Genomic DNA, 14,150 nt, shown 5'->3' on the forward strand with positions numbered 1-14,150 from the left:
TGTTCCAGGCCGGTTAAGGTTTTCGCCGTGGAACTCCTCCTGCTCTCCAACTCGACCAATCACGGCGGCCGTCCCTGGGCCCACGCCGCCTCCGAGCTCGCCGAGTTCGCGGCCGGCGCCGACACCGGCGCCGGCGTGTTCGTGCCCTACGCCTTGGCCGACCATGACGCCTACACCGAAGCGGTGGCCAAGCCGTTCGCTGCGGCCGGCGTCGAGCTGACAGGCGTGCACACCGCCGAGGACCCGGTCGCCGCCGTGGCCGCGGCCCGGTTCATCGTCGTGGGGGGCGGCAACACCTTCCGCCTGCTGCGCGCGCTCCAGCGTTCGGGGCTGATCGAGCCCCTGCGTCAGGCAGTGGCCGGCGGGGCCCGTTACGTCGGCGCCAGCGCCGGTACGAACATCACCGCGCCGACCATCCGCACCACCAACGACATGCCGATCGTCGAGCCCGACTCCTTCCGCGCCCTGGAACTCGTTCCGTTCCAGATCAATCCGCACTACGTCGACGCCGATCCGGACAGCCGGCACATGGGCGAGACGCGCGAGACCCGGTTGCGGGAGTTCGGCGAGGAGAACGACGTGGCCGTGCTCGGGCTGCGCGAGGGTACCTACCTGCGGGTCTCCGGCGACACCGCGAAGATCGGCGGAAAGGCCGTGTCTGCGCACGCGCCCGGCCCGGCCATCCTGTTCCGCCGCGGCGGTGAACCGGAAGAGATCTCCGGCGACGTCAGCGGTCTGCTCAGTTTCCCGGCCGAGTTCGACGTGCCTGAGGAGCTACCGGCCTAAGGGCGGGCGGTGGCCAGCAGTTGCTCGGCGAGTTCCGACCGCCGGTAGAGCACCGAGCGGCCGTGCCGGACCGCGACCAGCAGGCCCGCTGCTCGCAGTGCCCGTAGGTGCTGGTTGACGGCGGTGGGGGTGACTCCCAGGCCCACCGCCAGTTCGGTCGAGGACGCCGGTGCCGCCAGCCGCTGCAGCAGGGCGGCCCGGTGCGAACCAAGGACGCCGGCAAGGGCTTCGGGGGCGGGTGGGGGAGCGCTCTCCCAAACGGTGGCGCTGCCGCGGGCCAGGTAGATGATGGTCGGGGGTTCCGCGGGGGAGACCGGGACGCACGCCGCGCTGGTCCAGAGGGTGGGAACCAGGGTGAGACCCTGGTCGGCCCGGCGGACCCAGCCCGACCCGGAAGGTGAGCTGACCTCGACCTTGTCCCCCTTCATCCGCACCCGGTCCGACAGGTCGGCGAACATGCCCGAGAGGCCGTGCTGCGCGATCTGCCGCCCGCGGTAGGTGACATCGGCCTCCAGCACCGCTCGCATCCGCGGCCAGTCCGGGGCGAAACACAGCCGCCAGTAGTCCTCCAGGGCGCGGACCACCCGCTGCACCGCCTGGCGTCCCCGCAGCACGGCCGGAATTCCGGCGTCGCCCTGGTAGGCCGCCCTCAGGTCGTGGCGGACCGTCGAGGCCGGGACACGCTGCAGCCGGGGCAGTTCGTCCTCGAAGCGGGTCAGCGGCGAATCCGGTTGCGGGGTGAGGAAGTCCGGCACCCATCGGCGCGGTGAGACCAGCGCCTGCAGCACCTCGGTGTCGAGCTGTTCGTGCAGCGGCCGGGTGCGCCGGATCCAGGGCAGGTGCAGCGGGTACCGCCCCGGATCGCGCCAGCTGCGCAGCGACAGCACCAGCTCGTTCAGGGGCGAGATGCCGAACCGGACGTCGCCCAGGGCCGAGCCGGTCAGTTCGTAGCCCACCACCATGAAGCAGAACGCTACATCGATCGCGGCCCGCGGGCCGACCCCGCTGCACTGTGCCCATGCTCTCGTTGCCCCTGCTCTCGTCCCGACTCAAAGCGCCGGCCGGGCGGCGGGACCCGGTCCTGTCGGCGCTGTTCCTCTCCTCGGCCGCCACGGCCACGGCTCTGGGGCTCGGCTTCACCCTGAGCGCGCTGTACCTGACCCGGGTAGCCGGAATCCCCTCCCGCACGGTCGGAGTCGGGCTGACCGTGGCCGGTGTCTTCGCCATTGCGACCACTTTCCTGGCCGGAAGGCTCAGCGACCGGTACGGAGCGCGGGCCGTGATGATCGGGGCGGCGCTGGTCCAGTCCGCCGCCCTGGCCGGGTACTGCCTGCTGGACGGCAATGTGGCCGCGTTCGTGCTGCTGGCCGCCGCGCTGCTCGGCGCCCAGGGCGTCCACGGCACGGCCAAGGTCACGCTGGTCGCCCAGGCCTTCTCCGGTGGCGACCGGACCGCGACGCGAGCCCGGATCCGGGTGGTCACGAACGTCTTCGTGGCCGCGGGTTCGGGTCTGGGGGCGATCGTGCTGGCCATCGGCACCGCGTCCGCCTACCGGACCGGCCTGGTCGTGGCGGCGCTCCTGGTGCTGGGCTCGATCCTGCCGCTGGCCTCACTGACCATGGAGGCCGCCGCGCCGGTGACCCCGGCCCACGCCCCGAGCAGCTCGGCGCCGCTGCGCGACCGGCGCTATCTGGCCGTCACTGCTCTCAACGGGGTCATCCACGTGCAGTTCGAGGTGCTCACTCTGGGTCTGCCGCTGTGGGTGGCGGGGCACACCGAGGCCCCGGAGGCCCTGATCGGAGGGCTGATCGTGCTCAACACCGTGGTGGTGACCATGCTGCAGGTCCCGGCCACCCGATGGGTCACCGACGTGGACCGGGCCGGGCGCACCGTCTTCGGCGCCACCGGGATGCTGGCCCTGGCCTGCGTCCTATACCCGGTCGCGGGCGCTCTGGGAGCCCTGACCGCCACGGCCGTCCTGGTGGCCGCGGTGGTGGTGCACTCCCTGGGGGAGGTGCTGTCCGAGGCCGGGGGCTGGGAACTGGCCTTCGAGTTGGCCGACCCGGCCCGTCCCGGCGCCTATCAGGGCGTCAGCCAGACCGGTGCGGCCGTGGGCGCGGCGCTCGCCCCTGCCGTGATCACCTCCAGCGCACTGGCGTACGGGCTGCCCGGGTGGCTCCTGCTCGGCGGTGCCTTCCTCGCAGCCGGGGCGGGCACCCGGGCACTCAGCCGGGACGCTCGTCCCTGATCTTGATCTGGGGCTGAGGAACGGTTGATCCGGTGAGGCCGGGGCGGCGAGTAACGTCGCGCCCCGTTCAGCCCCGTCCCTAGGGAGTTTCCGCAGTGGGTACCACGCGTCGCCGTACGTTCATCGCCTCCGCCGTAGCCGTTCCGCTCGTCGCCACCGCTGTGGGCGTGCAGCGGGTGGCGGCCGCCGAACCGGAAGAAGGCGCGGCCAAGGCCGCCTCCGGGGCCGGTGACGTGGTCGGCAAGATCACCGTGGGGTACCAGGGCTGGTTCGCCTGCACCGGCGACGGTGCGCCGATCAACGCCTGGTGGCACTGGGCGCCCGATGCGCAGAAGACGCCCTCGGCGGCCAATCACGGCATCAAGGCGTGGCCGGACATGAGCGAGTACGAGAACGCCTACGAGACCAGGTTCTCGGCCCTGGGCAACGGTAAGCCGGCCACCCTGTTCTCCTCGTACGACCAGCAGACGGTCGACGTGCACTTCGCCTGGATGGCCGAGAACGGTTGCCACACGGCGGCTCTGCAGCGGTTCAACCCCACCGGGGGTGAGGGCCCGACCCGCGACGCGATGACGCAGAAGGTGCGAAAGGCGGCCGAGGAGAGCGGCACCAAGTTCTACGTCATGTACGACGTGACCAACTGGGACGACATGGCCACCCAGTTGCCGCAGGACTGGACCGCCAAGATGAAGGCCTACACCTCGTCCGGGGCCTACGCGGTGCAGAACGGCAAACCCGTGGTCTGCATCTGGGGTTTCGGGTTCGACGACGACGCCCACGACTGGCCCGCGCAGGACTGCCTCAAGGTGATCACCTGGCTGCAGGAACAGGGGTGCTACGTGATCGGCGGGGTGCCCACCTACTGGCGCGAGGGCAAGAACGACTCGCGCGCCGGGTTCTCGGACGTCTACCACGCCTTCGACATGATCTCGCCGTGGATGGTCGGCCGGATCGGTGACGCGGCCGCCTCGGACTGGTTCTACCAGAACGTGAACCGTGCCGACCAGGCCGACTGCGAGCAGCACGGGATCGACTACCAGCCCTGCGTGCTGCCCGGCGACCTGAGCGAACGGCAGCGGGCGCACGGCGATTTCATGTGGCGGCAGTTCTACAACCTGGTGCGGCTGGGCTCGGCCGGCCTCTACGTCTCGATGTTCGACGAGTACAACGAGGGCAACCAGATCGCCAAGACCACGCCCACCGCCGCCACCGTCCCGGTCGGCTCGGGCTTCCTGGCCCTGGACGAGGACGGCACCGCCTGCTCCTCCGACTACTACCTGCGCCTGACCGACGACGGCGGCAAGATGCTCAGGGGCGAGATCGCGCTGACCGACCAGCGTCCCACCTCGCCCCTGGTCGGGGCCGCACCGGGCGGCGGCGACGAGCCGAACCGGGTGGTGGCCCTGCGGGCGAAGGCGAACGACAAGTTCGTCACCGTCACCGGGAACGGCCTCGTCGCCTCGGCGGCCACCGACGGCGCGGCCCAGAAGCTCGTGCTGATCGACCTGGGCGGCGGCAACGTGGCGCTGAAGGTCAAGGCCTCGGGCAAGTTCGTGTGCGCCGAAGACGCCGGGAAGGTGGCCCTCACGGTCGACCGGGACGCGATCGGCGGATGGGAAACCTTTGCCCTGGTGGAGAACTCCGACGGTACGGTGAGCCTGCGCTCCGGCGCCAACGGCCGCTACGTGTGCGCCGAGAACTCCGGGAAAGAGCCGCTGATCCCGAACCGCGACGCGATCGGTCCGTGGGAGTCGTTCACCCTGGTCGAAGGATCCTGAACAAGCTCTGTTCCCGACTACGGTCAGCGCATCAGGTAGCGCTTCCACACCCGGAACGTGCCGTCCTCCTGCTGCACCGAAGCGTCCTGGATCGCCAGTTCGTGGTGATAGTCCCAGCGCGTGCGCAGGTCCCAGATCGCCGAGGTGAGTTCGACGTTGAACGCGGACACTCCGGTCAGGTCGGTGCCGCAGAGGTTGGCGCCGGTGAAGTCGACCGAGGAGAGCTGGGCGTCGCGCAGGTCGGCACCGCTGAGGTCGGCCCGGTCGAGGTGCACGTTGCCCGACCGGGCCGAGCGGCCCATCATCACCCCGCGCATCCGGCTGGCCCGGAGGTCGGCACCGCTCAGATCGGTACCGCCGAACGTGGCCCCGGTCAGGTCGGCCTCGCTCAGCCGGACGGCCGAGAGGTTGGTCTCGGTCAGGTGCGCCCCGGCCAGGCTGGCGTGCTCCAGGTCGGCGTTCGAGGCCTCGGCCTTCTTCAGATCGGCCCCGGCCAGCCGCACCCAGGTCAGCCGGGCCCCGCGCAGGTCGGCCCCCCGAACGGCGGCATCACCCAGATCGGCGTGGTCGAGGTCGGCGTCGTGCAGGTCCGCATTGCACAGGTCGGCCCCGTGCAGGTGTCCCTCGTGCAGGTCGGCCCCGCTCAGCTGGGCGCCCTTGAGGATCGCCCAGGTGAGCACCGTGGAGGCCAGGGTGGCGCTGGTCAGGTCCACCCCGGCCAGGTTGGCGCCCTCCAGGTTCGCCCCGGTCAGGTCGGCACCCTGCAGATCGGTGCCGCGCAGGTCCGTGCCCTGCAGGATGCAGCGGCTCAGGTTCGCGCCGTTGAGCTGGTAGTCCTTGAGCCGGGCGTGCCGCAGATCCCGGCCGGCCAGGTCCTGGCCCCCGACGCTGTTCACCGACATGCCAAACAGGTTCGGCCAGCGCGCAGCGGTCGGCTAGCCGAACACCCGCTCGGCGCAATCCCGCTCCAGCAGCGCGCTCAGGCCGCTGAGCAGGCTCTCCAGCCCCAGGCGGAAGGCCCGTTCGGCGCGGTCACCGGGCTGGGCCCGGGCGGCCGCGATCGCCCGGGCCAACCGGGACTCCCCGTCGCCGCGGGCGGCCCAGACCTCCACCGGCGACCCGGCGTCCAGCGCCGAGCCCAGGATGAAGCAGTCCAGCACGGTGACCGCGTGCAGCAGTTCGTCGTCACCGAAGCCGGCCTCGTGCAGGACCTCGGCCAGGACCTCGTAGGAGGCCAGGGTGGCCGGATGGCTGACGGTCTGCGCCGTCATCAGCGGCACCGCGGCGGGGTGGGCCGCGAAGGCCGTGCGGTAGGCGCCCGCCCACCGGCGGGTGAAGTCCTGCCAGCTCTCGCCCGGCTCCCGCTCGCAGGGCATGCCCTCGCTGCTCAGCAGGCCCCGGATCGACTCGACCACCTCCTCGCGGCCGCCCTTGAAGTGGTGGTAGAGCGACGAGGTGCCGACGTTCAGGTCCCGGGCCAGCTTGGGCAGCCCGAGCGAACCGGTGGCGTCGATCTGGGCCAGCGCCGCCCGCAGGATCTGCTCCCGCGACAGCAGCGGGCTCTTCGGGCGGGCCATCAGGCCGGCTGCTGCTGGGTGATGCAATGGATACCGCCGCCGAAGGCGAAGATGTCCCGCGCGTCCACCGGCACCACCCGGCGCCCCGGGTAGGCCTTCTCCAGCACCGCCACGGCCTGCTGATCGCGGGGGTCGTCGAAGGCGCAGGCGATCACCACCGAGTTGGCCACGTAGTGGTTGACGTAGGAGTGGTCGACCAGCTCGCCGTCGACCTCGTGCTGCTCGGGGGCGAGCAGTTCGACGACCTCCAGACGCTCGCCCCGGGCGTTCTCGGCCTCGCGCAGCAGTTCGGTGACCTCGCGGCTGACCTCGTGGTCGGGGTGCCCCGGATCGGGCTGGGTGTGCACCACCACGGCGCCGGAGGCGGTGAACGCGGCCACGATGTCCACGTGCCCGCGGGTGCCGAACTCGCCGTAGTCGGCGGTCAGGCCGCGCGGCAGCCAGATCGCCTTGCTGGTGCCCAGTTGCGCGTGCACCTCGGTCTCCACCTGAGGACGGGTCCAGCCGGGATTGCGGTCCGGGTCCAGTTGCACGGTGTCGGTGAGGAGAACGGTGCCGTGCCCGTCCACGTGAAAGGCCCCGCCCTCCTGGGTGAGTGAGGAGGAGCTGACCGCCGTGCCGGTGAGCCCGGCCACGGCCTGCGCGACGAGAGCGTCGCGGTCCCAGCGGGCCCACGACTGGGCCCCCCAGCCGTTGAAGATCCAGTCGACCGCCCGCGCCTGCCCGCCCTCGGTGACGAAGGTGGGCCCGGAGTCGCGCAGCCAGGCGTCGTCGAGCGGCACCTCGGCCCGGGTGATGCGGGGATCGAGAACGGCCGCGGCGGCGGCGCCGTCACCGGGGGAGACCAGCACCGTCACCGGCTCGAAGGCCACCACGGCGTTGGCCACCGCGGCCCAGGCTGCGCGCGCCCGGGCCAGGTCGGGCCCGCCCTCCTCGCCGAACGTCGGGTTGGCGGTGGGGAAGGCCATCCAGGTGCGCTGGTGGGCCTGCCACTCGGCGGGCATGTGCCGGGCCGTCGCACGGTTCTGGGTCACGGGTTCCTCGTCCTCGGGTCGTCGGGGTCCACCGGCATTGTGGCTCAGCCGCGGTGCACGATCGAGCCGTCGACGATGGTCAGCGGCACCGGGCTCTGGGCGAACTCGTCCGGGTCGGCGGTCAGCGGGTCGAGGGCGAAGGCGGACAGGTCGGCGCGCAGGCCCGGCCGCACCGCCCCGGCCCGTCCGGCCAGGCCCGCCGCCTGCGCGGCCTGGCTGGTGTAGCCCTCCAGCGCCATCCGTGCGGTGAGCGCCTGGTCCGGGCCCACCGGTTCGTGGTGCGGGTCGCCGGCGATCCTTCGCAGCCGGGCGTCGGCGATGATCGCGCGCGGGTCGAAGGGGGCGATCGGCCAGTCCGAGCCGAGGGCCAGTCGGGCGCCGGCCTCACGCAGGTCGCGGGTGCGGAAACCGCGCGCTGCCCGGTCCTTCCCGAGTCGCTCCGACCAGTTGTCGCTGCCGTCGGCCCGGGTGTAGTGCGTGCAGTGGGTGGGCTGCATGCTGGCGGTCACGTCGAGTTGGCGGAACCGTGGCACCAGGTCGTCCGGCAGCGTCTCGATGTGCTCGATCCGGTGCGGGACCCGCGGCCCGGTGCGCAGGCCGGCGACGGTCTCCAGCACGTAGCGGATGCCGGCGTCACCGATGGCGTGCGTCACGGTGGGCACGTCCCGATCGGCGAGATACCGCACCGCATCCCGGTATTCCTGCGGGTCGGGCCAGAACGGGGCGGTCGACCCGCCGTGCGTGTCGGCCTCGTCCAGCCAGGCGGTGCCCCCGTCGATGGTGCCGTCGATCATGAACTTGGCCCCTTCGACGGCCCAGCGCCGGCCCCGCAGGCGCTGCTGCTGCACCACGTGCTCCAGCCGCCCGCGGCCGTGCTCGGGCAGCACGAACGGCGCGAACCGCAGACGCAGCGGCAGGTCGCCCTCCGCCTCCAGCGCGGTGAACAGTTGCTCGGAGTCGCCCTCGAAGTCCATCGCATTGACCGCCGTCAGCCCGCTGGCGGCCATGTCCTGCAGCAGGCCGAGCAGACGTTTGCGGCGTTGCGGGCCGCTCTCGGCCGGCAGCAGCCGGGAGACCAGGCCCATCGCCTCCAGTTCGAGCAGATGACCGGTGGGCGTCGCGTCCGGGCCCAGAACGATCTGGGCGCCCGAACGGAACTCCTGAGGGCCACGGATCCCGGCCAGCTCCAGGGCTTTCGGCGAGACCAGGGCCGAATGGGCGTCGAAGAGAACCAGATAGACGGGCACGTCGGGGCCGAGGGCCTCGACCAGGGGAGCGCTGGTGATCGGGGCACCCTGAAAGGCGTTGGGGTCCAGCCCCCAGCCGCGCACCCAGCCTTCGGTGGGAAGTGCGGTGCGCAGCGCCTGCACCAGCTCACGGGGCGAGCGGACCCCGGTCAGGTCGATGCCCGCGGTGAGGTCCAGGCCCATCACCGGGTGGACGTGACCGTCGACCAGCCCGGGAGTCAGGGTGGCCGCGCCCAGGTCGAGGACCTCGGTGTGGTTGCCGCGCCAGGCGGACACGTCGTCGCGGTCACCGACGGCGGTGATGGTCCCGCCGGAGATCGCCACCGCCTGGGCGGCCGGGCGGGCCGGGTCAAGGGTGTGCACGTGGCGGGCGATCAGGATCAGGTCGGCTGCGGGCACGCTGCCCTCCTCGGTGCTGGGTAATGGTTTCGGGGGTTCAGGACTCGGAACCGATCCGGGCGTACTGCTCCGGTCGGCGGGCCCGCAGGTATCGGGCGGCGAGCACCCCGGCGGCGAACACGGCCGGGACGATGGCCACCAGGACCTCGTTGGTGGAGGTCTCGGCGCCGGTCAGGTAGGCGACGTTGCGGATCAGGTAGTACAGGACCACCACCAGCAGCACGGTGGCGGCGCCGGCGGCCAGCAGCACGCCGGGGCGGGTGCCGCTCTGGCGGCGTAGGTAGACCACCACGGCCACCGAGGTGATCAGCTGCAGCAGGAGCACCCCGATCGCCCCAGGCGTGTTCACCAACAGGACCAGCTGCAGGTACGGATCGGCCTGGGCCACCGCGAAGGCGCCGACCACGGCCACCGCGAGCAGGCTCTGGACGGCGCCGGCCCGGGAGGGCGAGCCGTAGCGCGGGTGGGCGTGGGCCAGCGCCGAGGGCAGGAGGCCGTCCTGCGCCAGGCTGTAGGAGTAGCGGGTGATGGCGTTGTGGAAGGCCATCTGCGAGGCCAGGACGCTGGTCAGCACCAGGACGTACATGAGGTCGCTGGCCCAGGTACCCACGTAGGCGTCCATCACGGTGAAGAACAGGTTGACCGGGTCCACCCCGGCCGCGGCGGGGGCCCCGGCCTCGCCCAGCGCCTGCACCACGACCCACACCACGAGCGCGTAGAACAGGCCGAGGAAGGCCACCGCGGCGTAGGTGGCGCGGGGGATGGAGCGGTCGGGGTCGCGGGCCTCGCGCCGGTACAGGGCGGTGGACTCGAATCCGGCGAACGCGGCGAAGCAGAAGCCGAGGATCCCGGCCATGCCCGGGGCGGTGATCGCAGACGGGGTGAACGAGGTGAGGTGCAGGCCGTCCCGGCCGCCCCTGAGCAGCACCCCGGCCACCAGCACGACCAGTATCAGGGTCTCGGCCACCAGCAGCACCCCGAGCAGCCGGGCGCTCACGTCCACACCGCGTCGGCCGAGGGCCCAGACGATCAGCACGGCGGCTCCGGCGAAGAGCCACCAGGGCAGGTCGGCGCCGGTGAAGCGGGCGAAGGCGGCCTGGAACTGGGTGCCCAGCAGGCCGTAGACCCCGATCTGCAGGGCGTTGTACGAGACCACGGCCAGGATGCCCGCCCCGGCTCCGGCGCTGCGGCCCAGGCCCAGCGTGATGTACGAGTAGAACGCGCCCGAACCGCCGGTCAGCCGGGTCATGGTGGTGAAGCCGACCGCGAACAGGGCCAGCACCACGGCCGCCCCGAGATAGCCGGCCGGGGCGCCGATCCCGCCGATGCTGATCGCCAGGGGAGCGATCCCGGTCATCACGGTGAGCGGGGCGGCGGCGGCCACGACCAGGGCGGTGATGCCCGGGGCGCCGATCGCACCGGCCTTCAGCCCGGGGTCGTCGCTCGCGGCCGGGCCGGCCAGGGGGGTGGGCGGGGCGGAGTCCATGCGATTCCTCCAGGACGCGGGTGCTGCACCTCGTTGAGCTGCACTGACAGCACCATAACCGAAATGGTTTCGGTTATGGTGCTCGCCGTGTGTATCCATCGTGTTTCGTCGCTGATCCGTTCTCGTGTCGGCCTGCGCCCGGCCCTCGCCCCGGCCGGTTAGTCTCCGCGGCATGCGACTGACGCCCACCGAACGCGACCGGCTGCTGATCTTCACCGCCGCCGAGCTGGCCCGTGCCCGGCGCGCCCGCGGTCTGCGGCTGAACGTGCCCGAGGCGACCGCGCTGATCGCCGACACGGTCTGCGAGGCGGCCCGGGACGGCCGCCGGCTGGCCGAGGCGATGCAGGCCGGGCGGGCGGTGCTGGGGGTGGACGACGTGCTGCCGGGGGTGCCCGAGGTGGTCGGTCAGGTCGAGGTGGAGGCGGTCTTCGACGACGGCAGCCGGCTGATCGTGGTCACCGACCCGTTCGGAGGCGCCTCGATGGGCTCCGATGCTCCCGGGGCCCTGCTGCCCGGCCCGGCCGAGCCGGTGCAGTTCACGGATCTGAGGACGCTCGTGGTCACCAACACCGCGTCGGTCCCGGTCAGTGTCACCTCGCATTTTCACTTCTTCGAGGTCAACCCACGGCTGAGTTTCGACCGGCGGGCGGCGTACGGAAGGCGGCTGGCGGTGGACGCGGGCGCCACCGTGCGGTTCGCGCCCGGCCAGACCCTCGAGGTGCAGCTGACCCCGATCGGCGGGGACCGCGTCGTCATCGGTTTCGCGGGTCTGGTCGACGGCCCGCTCGACGCACCGGGCGCCCTGGACGACGCTCTGCGGAAAGCCCACGCCTGCGGCTACCTGGACACCGAGAACACCGAAAACACCGAAATTGCTGAGAACACCGAGAACACCGAGAACACCGGGGAGCAGTCGTGAGTCTGAGCGGGAACGACTACGCCGGCACCTACGGGCCGCGCGCCGGAGACCGGATCCGGCTCGGTGACACCGGTCTGGTGATCCGGGTCGAGAGCGACGCGCAGCACCCGGGCGAGGAGTTCCTGGCCGGGTTCGCCAAGACCGCCCGCGACGGAATGCATCTCAAGGCCGCCCGGGTGAGTGAGACCTGTGACGTGGTGATCTCGAACGTGGTGGTGATCGACGCCGCGCTCGGCATCCGCAAGGTCTCGATCGGGATCCGGGAAGGGCGGATCAGTGCGATCGGCCGGGCCGGCAATCCGGACACGCTCGACGGGGTGGACGTGGTGGTCGGCACCGGCACCACGATCGTCTCCGGTGAGGGCCTGATCGCCACCGCCGGGGCGATCGACACCCACGTGCACCTGCTCAGCCCTCGGATCATGGAGGCCTCTCTGGCGGCCGGGGTCACCACGATCATCGGCCAGGAGTTCGGCCCGGTCTGGGGCGTGGGGGTCAACTCGCCCTGGGCGCTGCGGCACGCCTTCAACGCTTTCGACGCCTGGCCGGTGAACATCGGCTTCCTCGGCCGGGGTTCGGCCTCCGACCCCGGTTCGTCGGTGGAGGCGCTGGTCGAGGGTGGGGCCTGCGGGTTCAAGGTGCACGAGGACATGGGGGCGCACGCCCGGGCGCTGGACACCGCGCTGCGGGTGGCCGAGGACCACGACGTGCAGGTCGCGCTGCACACCGACGGGATCAACGAGTCCCTGTCGGTGGAGGACACACTGGCCGTGCTGGAAGGCCGCACCATCCACGCCTTCCACATCGAGGGCTGCGGCGGGGGACACGTGCCCAACGTGCTGCGGATGGCCGGTGAGCCCAATGTCATCGGCTCCTCGACCAATCCGACCCTGCCGTTCGGCCGTGACGCGGTGGCCGAGCACTATCACATGATCGTCGCCGCCCACGGCCTGAAGGAGGACATCCCCTCCGACGCCGCGCTCGCCCGCGACCGCATCCGGGCCGGCACGATGGGCGCCGAGGACGTGCTGCACGACCTCGGGATCATCCCGATCACCTCCTCCGACGCCCAGGGCATGGGCCGGGCCGGAGAGACGGTGCGCCGCACCTTCGCCATGGCCGGCAAGATGAAGGCCGAACTGGGGGCCGACGGCGACGGTGACGGCGATGACAATGCCCGGGTACTGCGCTACATCGCCAAACTCACGGTGAATCCGGCGATCGCGCACGGGCTCTCGCACGAGGTCGGCACCCTGGAGGTGGGCATGCTGGCCGATGTGGTGCTCTGGCAGCCGGCCTACTTCGGGGCCAAGCCGGACCTGGTGCTCAAGGCCGGGTTCCCGGCCTACGGGGTCACCGGCGACCCCAACGCGGCCATCGACCGGGCCCAGCCCCTGGTCTACGGGCCGCAGTTCGGCGCGCACGGCGCCACCGCGGCCGACCTGTCGGTGGCGTTCACCTCCCAGGCCGCGGCGGAACAGGGCAACGACTCGATGACGACGCGGCGCCGCCGGGTAGGGGTGCGCAACACCCGCGGGATCGGGCTCGGGTCGATGAAGCTGAACTCGCGGCTGGCGTCGGTGCGGGTCTCACCCGGCGGCCTGGTCACCGTGGACGGCGAACCGGTCACCTCCGAACCCGCCGAGTCGGTGTCGCTGAACCGCCTCTATCACCTCTGAGCGGACCGCCGGCTGGCCGATCGGCTGGTGCACGGCAGCGCATCGGCTGATCCCGGCGCGGTGAGACCGGCGAAGACTGGCTGCCATGGCGATCATCGAGGTGCGCGGGCTGCGCCGGACCTACGGCGAGGTGACCGCGGTCGAGCACATCGACCTGGACGTGGCCGAGGGCGAGATCTTCGGGCTCCTCGGCCCGAACGGCGCGGGCAAGACCACCACGGTGGAGTGCATCGCCGGCCTCACCCGGCCGAGCGCGGGCACGGTGCGCGTGGCCGGGATCGATCCGTACGCCGACCGGGTGGCGGCGACCAGCCTGATCGGTGTGCAGCTGCAGCAGGCCGGACTGCAGGCCAAGCTCACCGTCCGGGAGGCGCTGGAGCTGTTCGCCGCGTTCTACCCGGATCCGGCCGACGGCCTGGCGATGGCCGGGCAGCTCGGTCTGGGGGAGAAGCTCGATGCTCGCTACGCCAGTCTTTCCGGCGGGCAGCAGCAGCGGCTCGCCATCGCCCTGGCCCTGGTCGGCCGACCGCGGGTGGCGCTGCTCGACGAGCTGACCACCGGTCTCGACCCGGCCTCGCGCCGCACCGTGTGGCAGCTGGTCGAGCAGGTCCGGGCCGAGGGCACCACCATCGTCCTGGTCAGTCATCTGATGCCCGAGGTGCAGCGGCTGTGCGACCGGCTGGCCCTGCTCGACCGTGGCCGGGTGGTGGCCCTGGACAGCCCGGCCGGGCTGATCGCCGCTTCGGCCACCCCCACGGCGATGTCGTTCAGCCCGGACGCGCCGGTGGACGTGGCCCGGTTGCGTTCGGTCGAGGGGGTCGCCGAGGTGCGGGAGCGGGGTGGGCGGCTCGAATTGCTGGCCGACGACGCTGCGGTGCTGGCCGTGCTCGGCCTGCTGGCCCGGCTCGACGTCCGGCCGGAACGACTGCGCGTGACCCAGTCCACCCTCGACGAGGCCTATCTGAGCCTGGTCGGCACCGACGAGAGCGAGATCTGA

The 14,150-nt window shown here is 71.9% G+C and carries 12 protein-coding genes; 6 read left to right on the top strand and 6 right to left on the bottom strand.

What is annotated here, in order from left to right; all coding sequences use genetic code 11:
- Positions 1-27 precede the first annotated feature (27 nt).
- On the top strand, positions 28-786 hold the full coding sequence (pepE, locus tag QSK18_RS33550; protein WP_285627794.1) for a dipeptidase PepE: 759 nt from the start codon (positions 28-30) through the stop codon (positions 784-786).
- Here pepE and QSK18_RS33555 read toward each other — a convergent pair.
- On the bottom strand, positions 783-1,748 hold the full coding sequence (locus QSK18_RS33555; protein WP_285627797.1) for an ArsR/SmtB family transcription factor: 966 nt from the start codon (positions 1,746-1,748) through the stop codon (positions 783-785). The two genes, pepE and QSK18_RS33555, sit on opposite strands and share 4 nt — an antisense overlap.
- A 56-nt stretch (positions 1,749-1,804) precedes the next feature.
- Here QSK18_RS33555 and QSK18_RS33560 point away from each other — a divergent pair, with 56 nt between their 5' ends.
- Positions 1,805-3,034: an MFS transporter gene (locus QSK18_RS33560; RefSeq protein WP_285627800.1), complete on the top strand. Its 1,230-nt coding sequence runs from the start codon at positions 1,805-1,807 to the stop codon at positions 3,032-3,034.
- A 95-nt stretch (positions 3,035-3,129) separates the two neighbouring features.
- Entirely contained in the window at positions 3,130-4,812 is a 1,683-nt protein-coding gene (locus tag QSK18_RS33565; RefSeq protein ID WP_285627802.1) for a hypothetical protein, read from the top strand.
- 23 nt (positions 4,813-4,835) lie between these two features.
- On the opposite strand, the gene QSK18_RS33570 is transcribed toward QSK18_RS33565, so the two are convergent.
- From QSK18_RS33570 to QSK18_RS33590, 5 genes are all read right to left on the bottom strand, one after another.
- Positions 4,836-5,714 carry a pentapeptide repeat-containing protein gene (locus QSK18_RS33570; protein ID WP_232810642.1) on the bottom strand — a complete coding sequence of 293 codons (879 nt, stop codon included), beginning with the start codon at positions 5,712-5,714 and terminating at the stop codon, positions 4,836-4,838.
- Between the two features lie 33 nt (positions 5,715-5,747).
- The gene (locus QSK18_RS33575) at positions 5,748-6,389 is read right to left on the bottom strand and encodes a TetR/AcrR family transcriptional regulator (protein WP_285627806.1); all 642 of its coding nucleotides are present in this window, start codon (positions 6,387-6,389) and stop codon (positions 5,748-5,750) included.
- The gene (locus QSK18_RS33580; protein WP_352396713.1) at positions 6,389-7,393 is read right to left on the bottom strand and encodes an agmatine deiminase family protein; all 1,005 of its coding nucleotides are present in this window, start codon (positions 7,391-7,393) and stop codon (positions 6,389-6,391) included. The genes QSK18_RS33575 and QSK18_RS33580 overlap by 1 nt, the downstream gene beginning before the upstream one ends.
- A 74-nt stretch (positions 7,394-7,467) precedes the next feature.
- Positions 7,468-9,069 carry an amidohydrolase gene (locus QSK18_RS33585; protein ID WP_285627812.1) on the bottom strand — a complete coding sequence of 534 codons (1,602 nt, stop codon included), beginning with the start codon at positions 9,067-9,069 and terminating at the stop codon, positions 7,468-7,470.
- 37 nt (positions 9,070-9,106) lie between these two features.
- Positions 9,107-10,555, bottom strand: coding sequence for an APC family permease (locus tag QSK18_RS33590; protein ID WP_232810646.1), 1,449 nt, complete (start codon positions 10,553-10,555; stop codon positions 9,107-9,109).
- A gap of 172 nt (positions 10,556-10,727) precedes the next feature.
- On the opposite strand from QSK18_RS33590, the gene QSK18_RS33595 reads away from it, so the two are divergent.
- From QSK18_RS33595 to QSK18_RS33605, 3 genes are all read left to right on the top strand, one after another.
- Complete coding sequence (locus QSK18_RS33595; protein ID WP_285627815.1) at positions 10,728-11,474, top strand: urease subunit gamma; 747 nt, start codon at positions 10,728-10,730, stop codon at positions 11,472-11,474.
- Positions 11,471-13,153, top strand: coding sequence for an urease subunit alpha (locus QSK18_RS33600; RefSeq protein ID WP_232810648.1), 1,683 nt, complete (start codon positions 11,471-11,473; stop codon positions 13,151-13,153). The genes QSK18_RS33595 and QSK18_RS33600 overlap by 4 nt, the downstream gene beginning before the upstream one ends.
- An 85-nt stretch (positions 13,154-13,238) precedes the next feature.
- A complete protein-coding gene (locus QSK18_RS33605) occupies positions 13,239-14,150 on the top strand; it encodes an ABC transporter ATP-binding protein (RefSeq protein ID WP_232810649.1) in 912 nt (303 codons plus the stop codon).

Source organism: Kineosporia sp. NBRC 101677, assembly GCF_030269265.1.
GTDB classification, from domain to species: Bacteria; Actinomycetota; Actinomycetes; order Actinomycetales; family Kineosporiaceae; genus Kineosporia; species Kineosporia rhizophila.

Excerpts from the sequence above, each read along its gene's own strand:
- QSK18_RS33555 (WP_285627797.1), bottom strand. The coding sequence starts at position 1,748 with ATGGTGGTGGGCTACGAACTGACCGGCTCGGCCCTGGGCGACGTCCGG.
- QSK18_RS33560 (WP_285627800.1), top strand. The coding sequence starts at position 1,805 with ATGCTCTCGTTGCCCCTGCTCTCGTCCCGACTCAAAGCGCCGGCCGGG.
- QSK18_RS33570 (WP_232810642.1), bottom strand. The coding sequence starts at position 5,714 with ATGTCGGTGAACAGCGTCGGGGGCCAGGACCTGGCCGGCCGGGATCTG.
- QSK18_RS33575 (WP_285627806.1), bottom strand. The coding sequence starts at position 6,389 with ATGGCCCGCCCGAAGAGCCCGCTGCTGTCGCGGGAGCAGATCCTGCGG.
- QSK18_RS33580 (WP_352396713.1), bottom strand. The coding sequence starts at position 7,393 with ATGCCCGCCGAGTGGCAGGCCCACCAGCGCACCTGGATGGCCTTCCCC.
- QSK18_RS33590 (WP_232810646.1), bottom strand. The coding sequence starts at position 10,555 with ATGGACTCCGCCCCGCCCACCCCCCTGGCCGGCCCGGCCGCGAGCGAC.
- QSK18_RS33595 (WP_285627815.1), top strand. The coding sequence starts at position 10,728 with ATGCGACTGACGCCCACCGAACGCGACCGGCTGCTGATCTTCACCGCC.
- QSK18_RS33605 (WP_232810649.1), top strand. The coding sequence starts at position 13,239 with ATGGCGATCATCGAGGTGCGCGGGCTGCGCCGGACCTACGGCGAGGTG.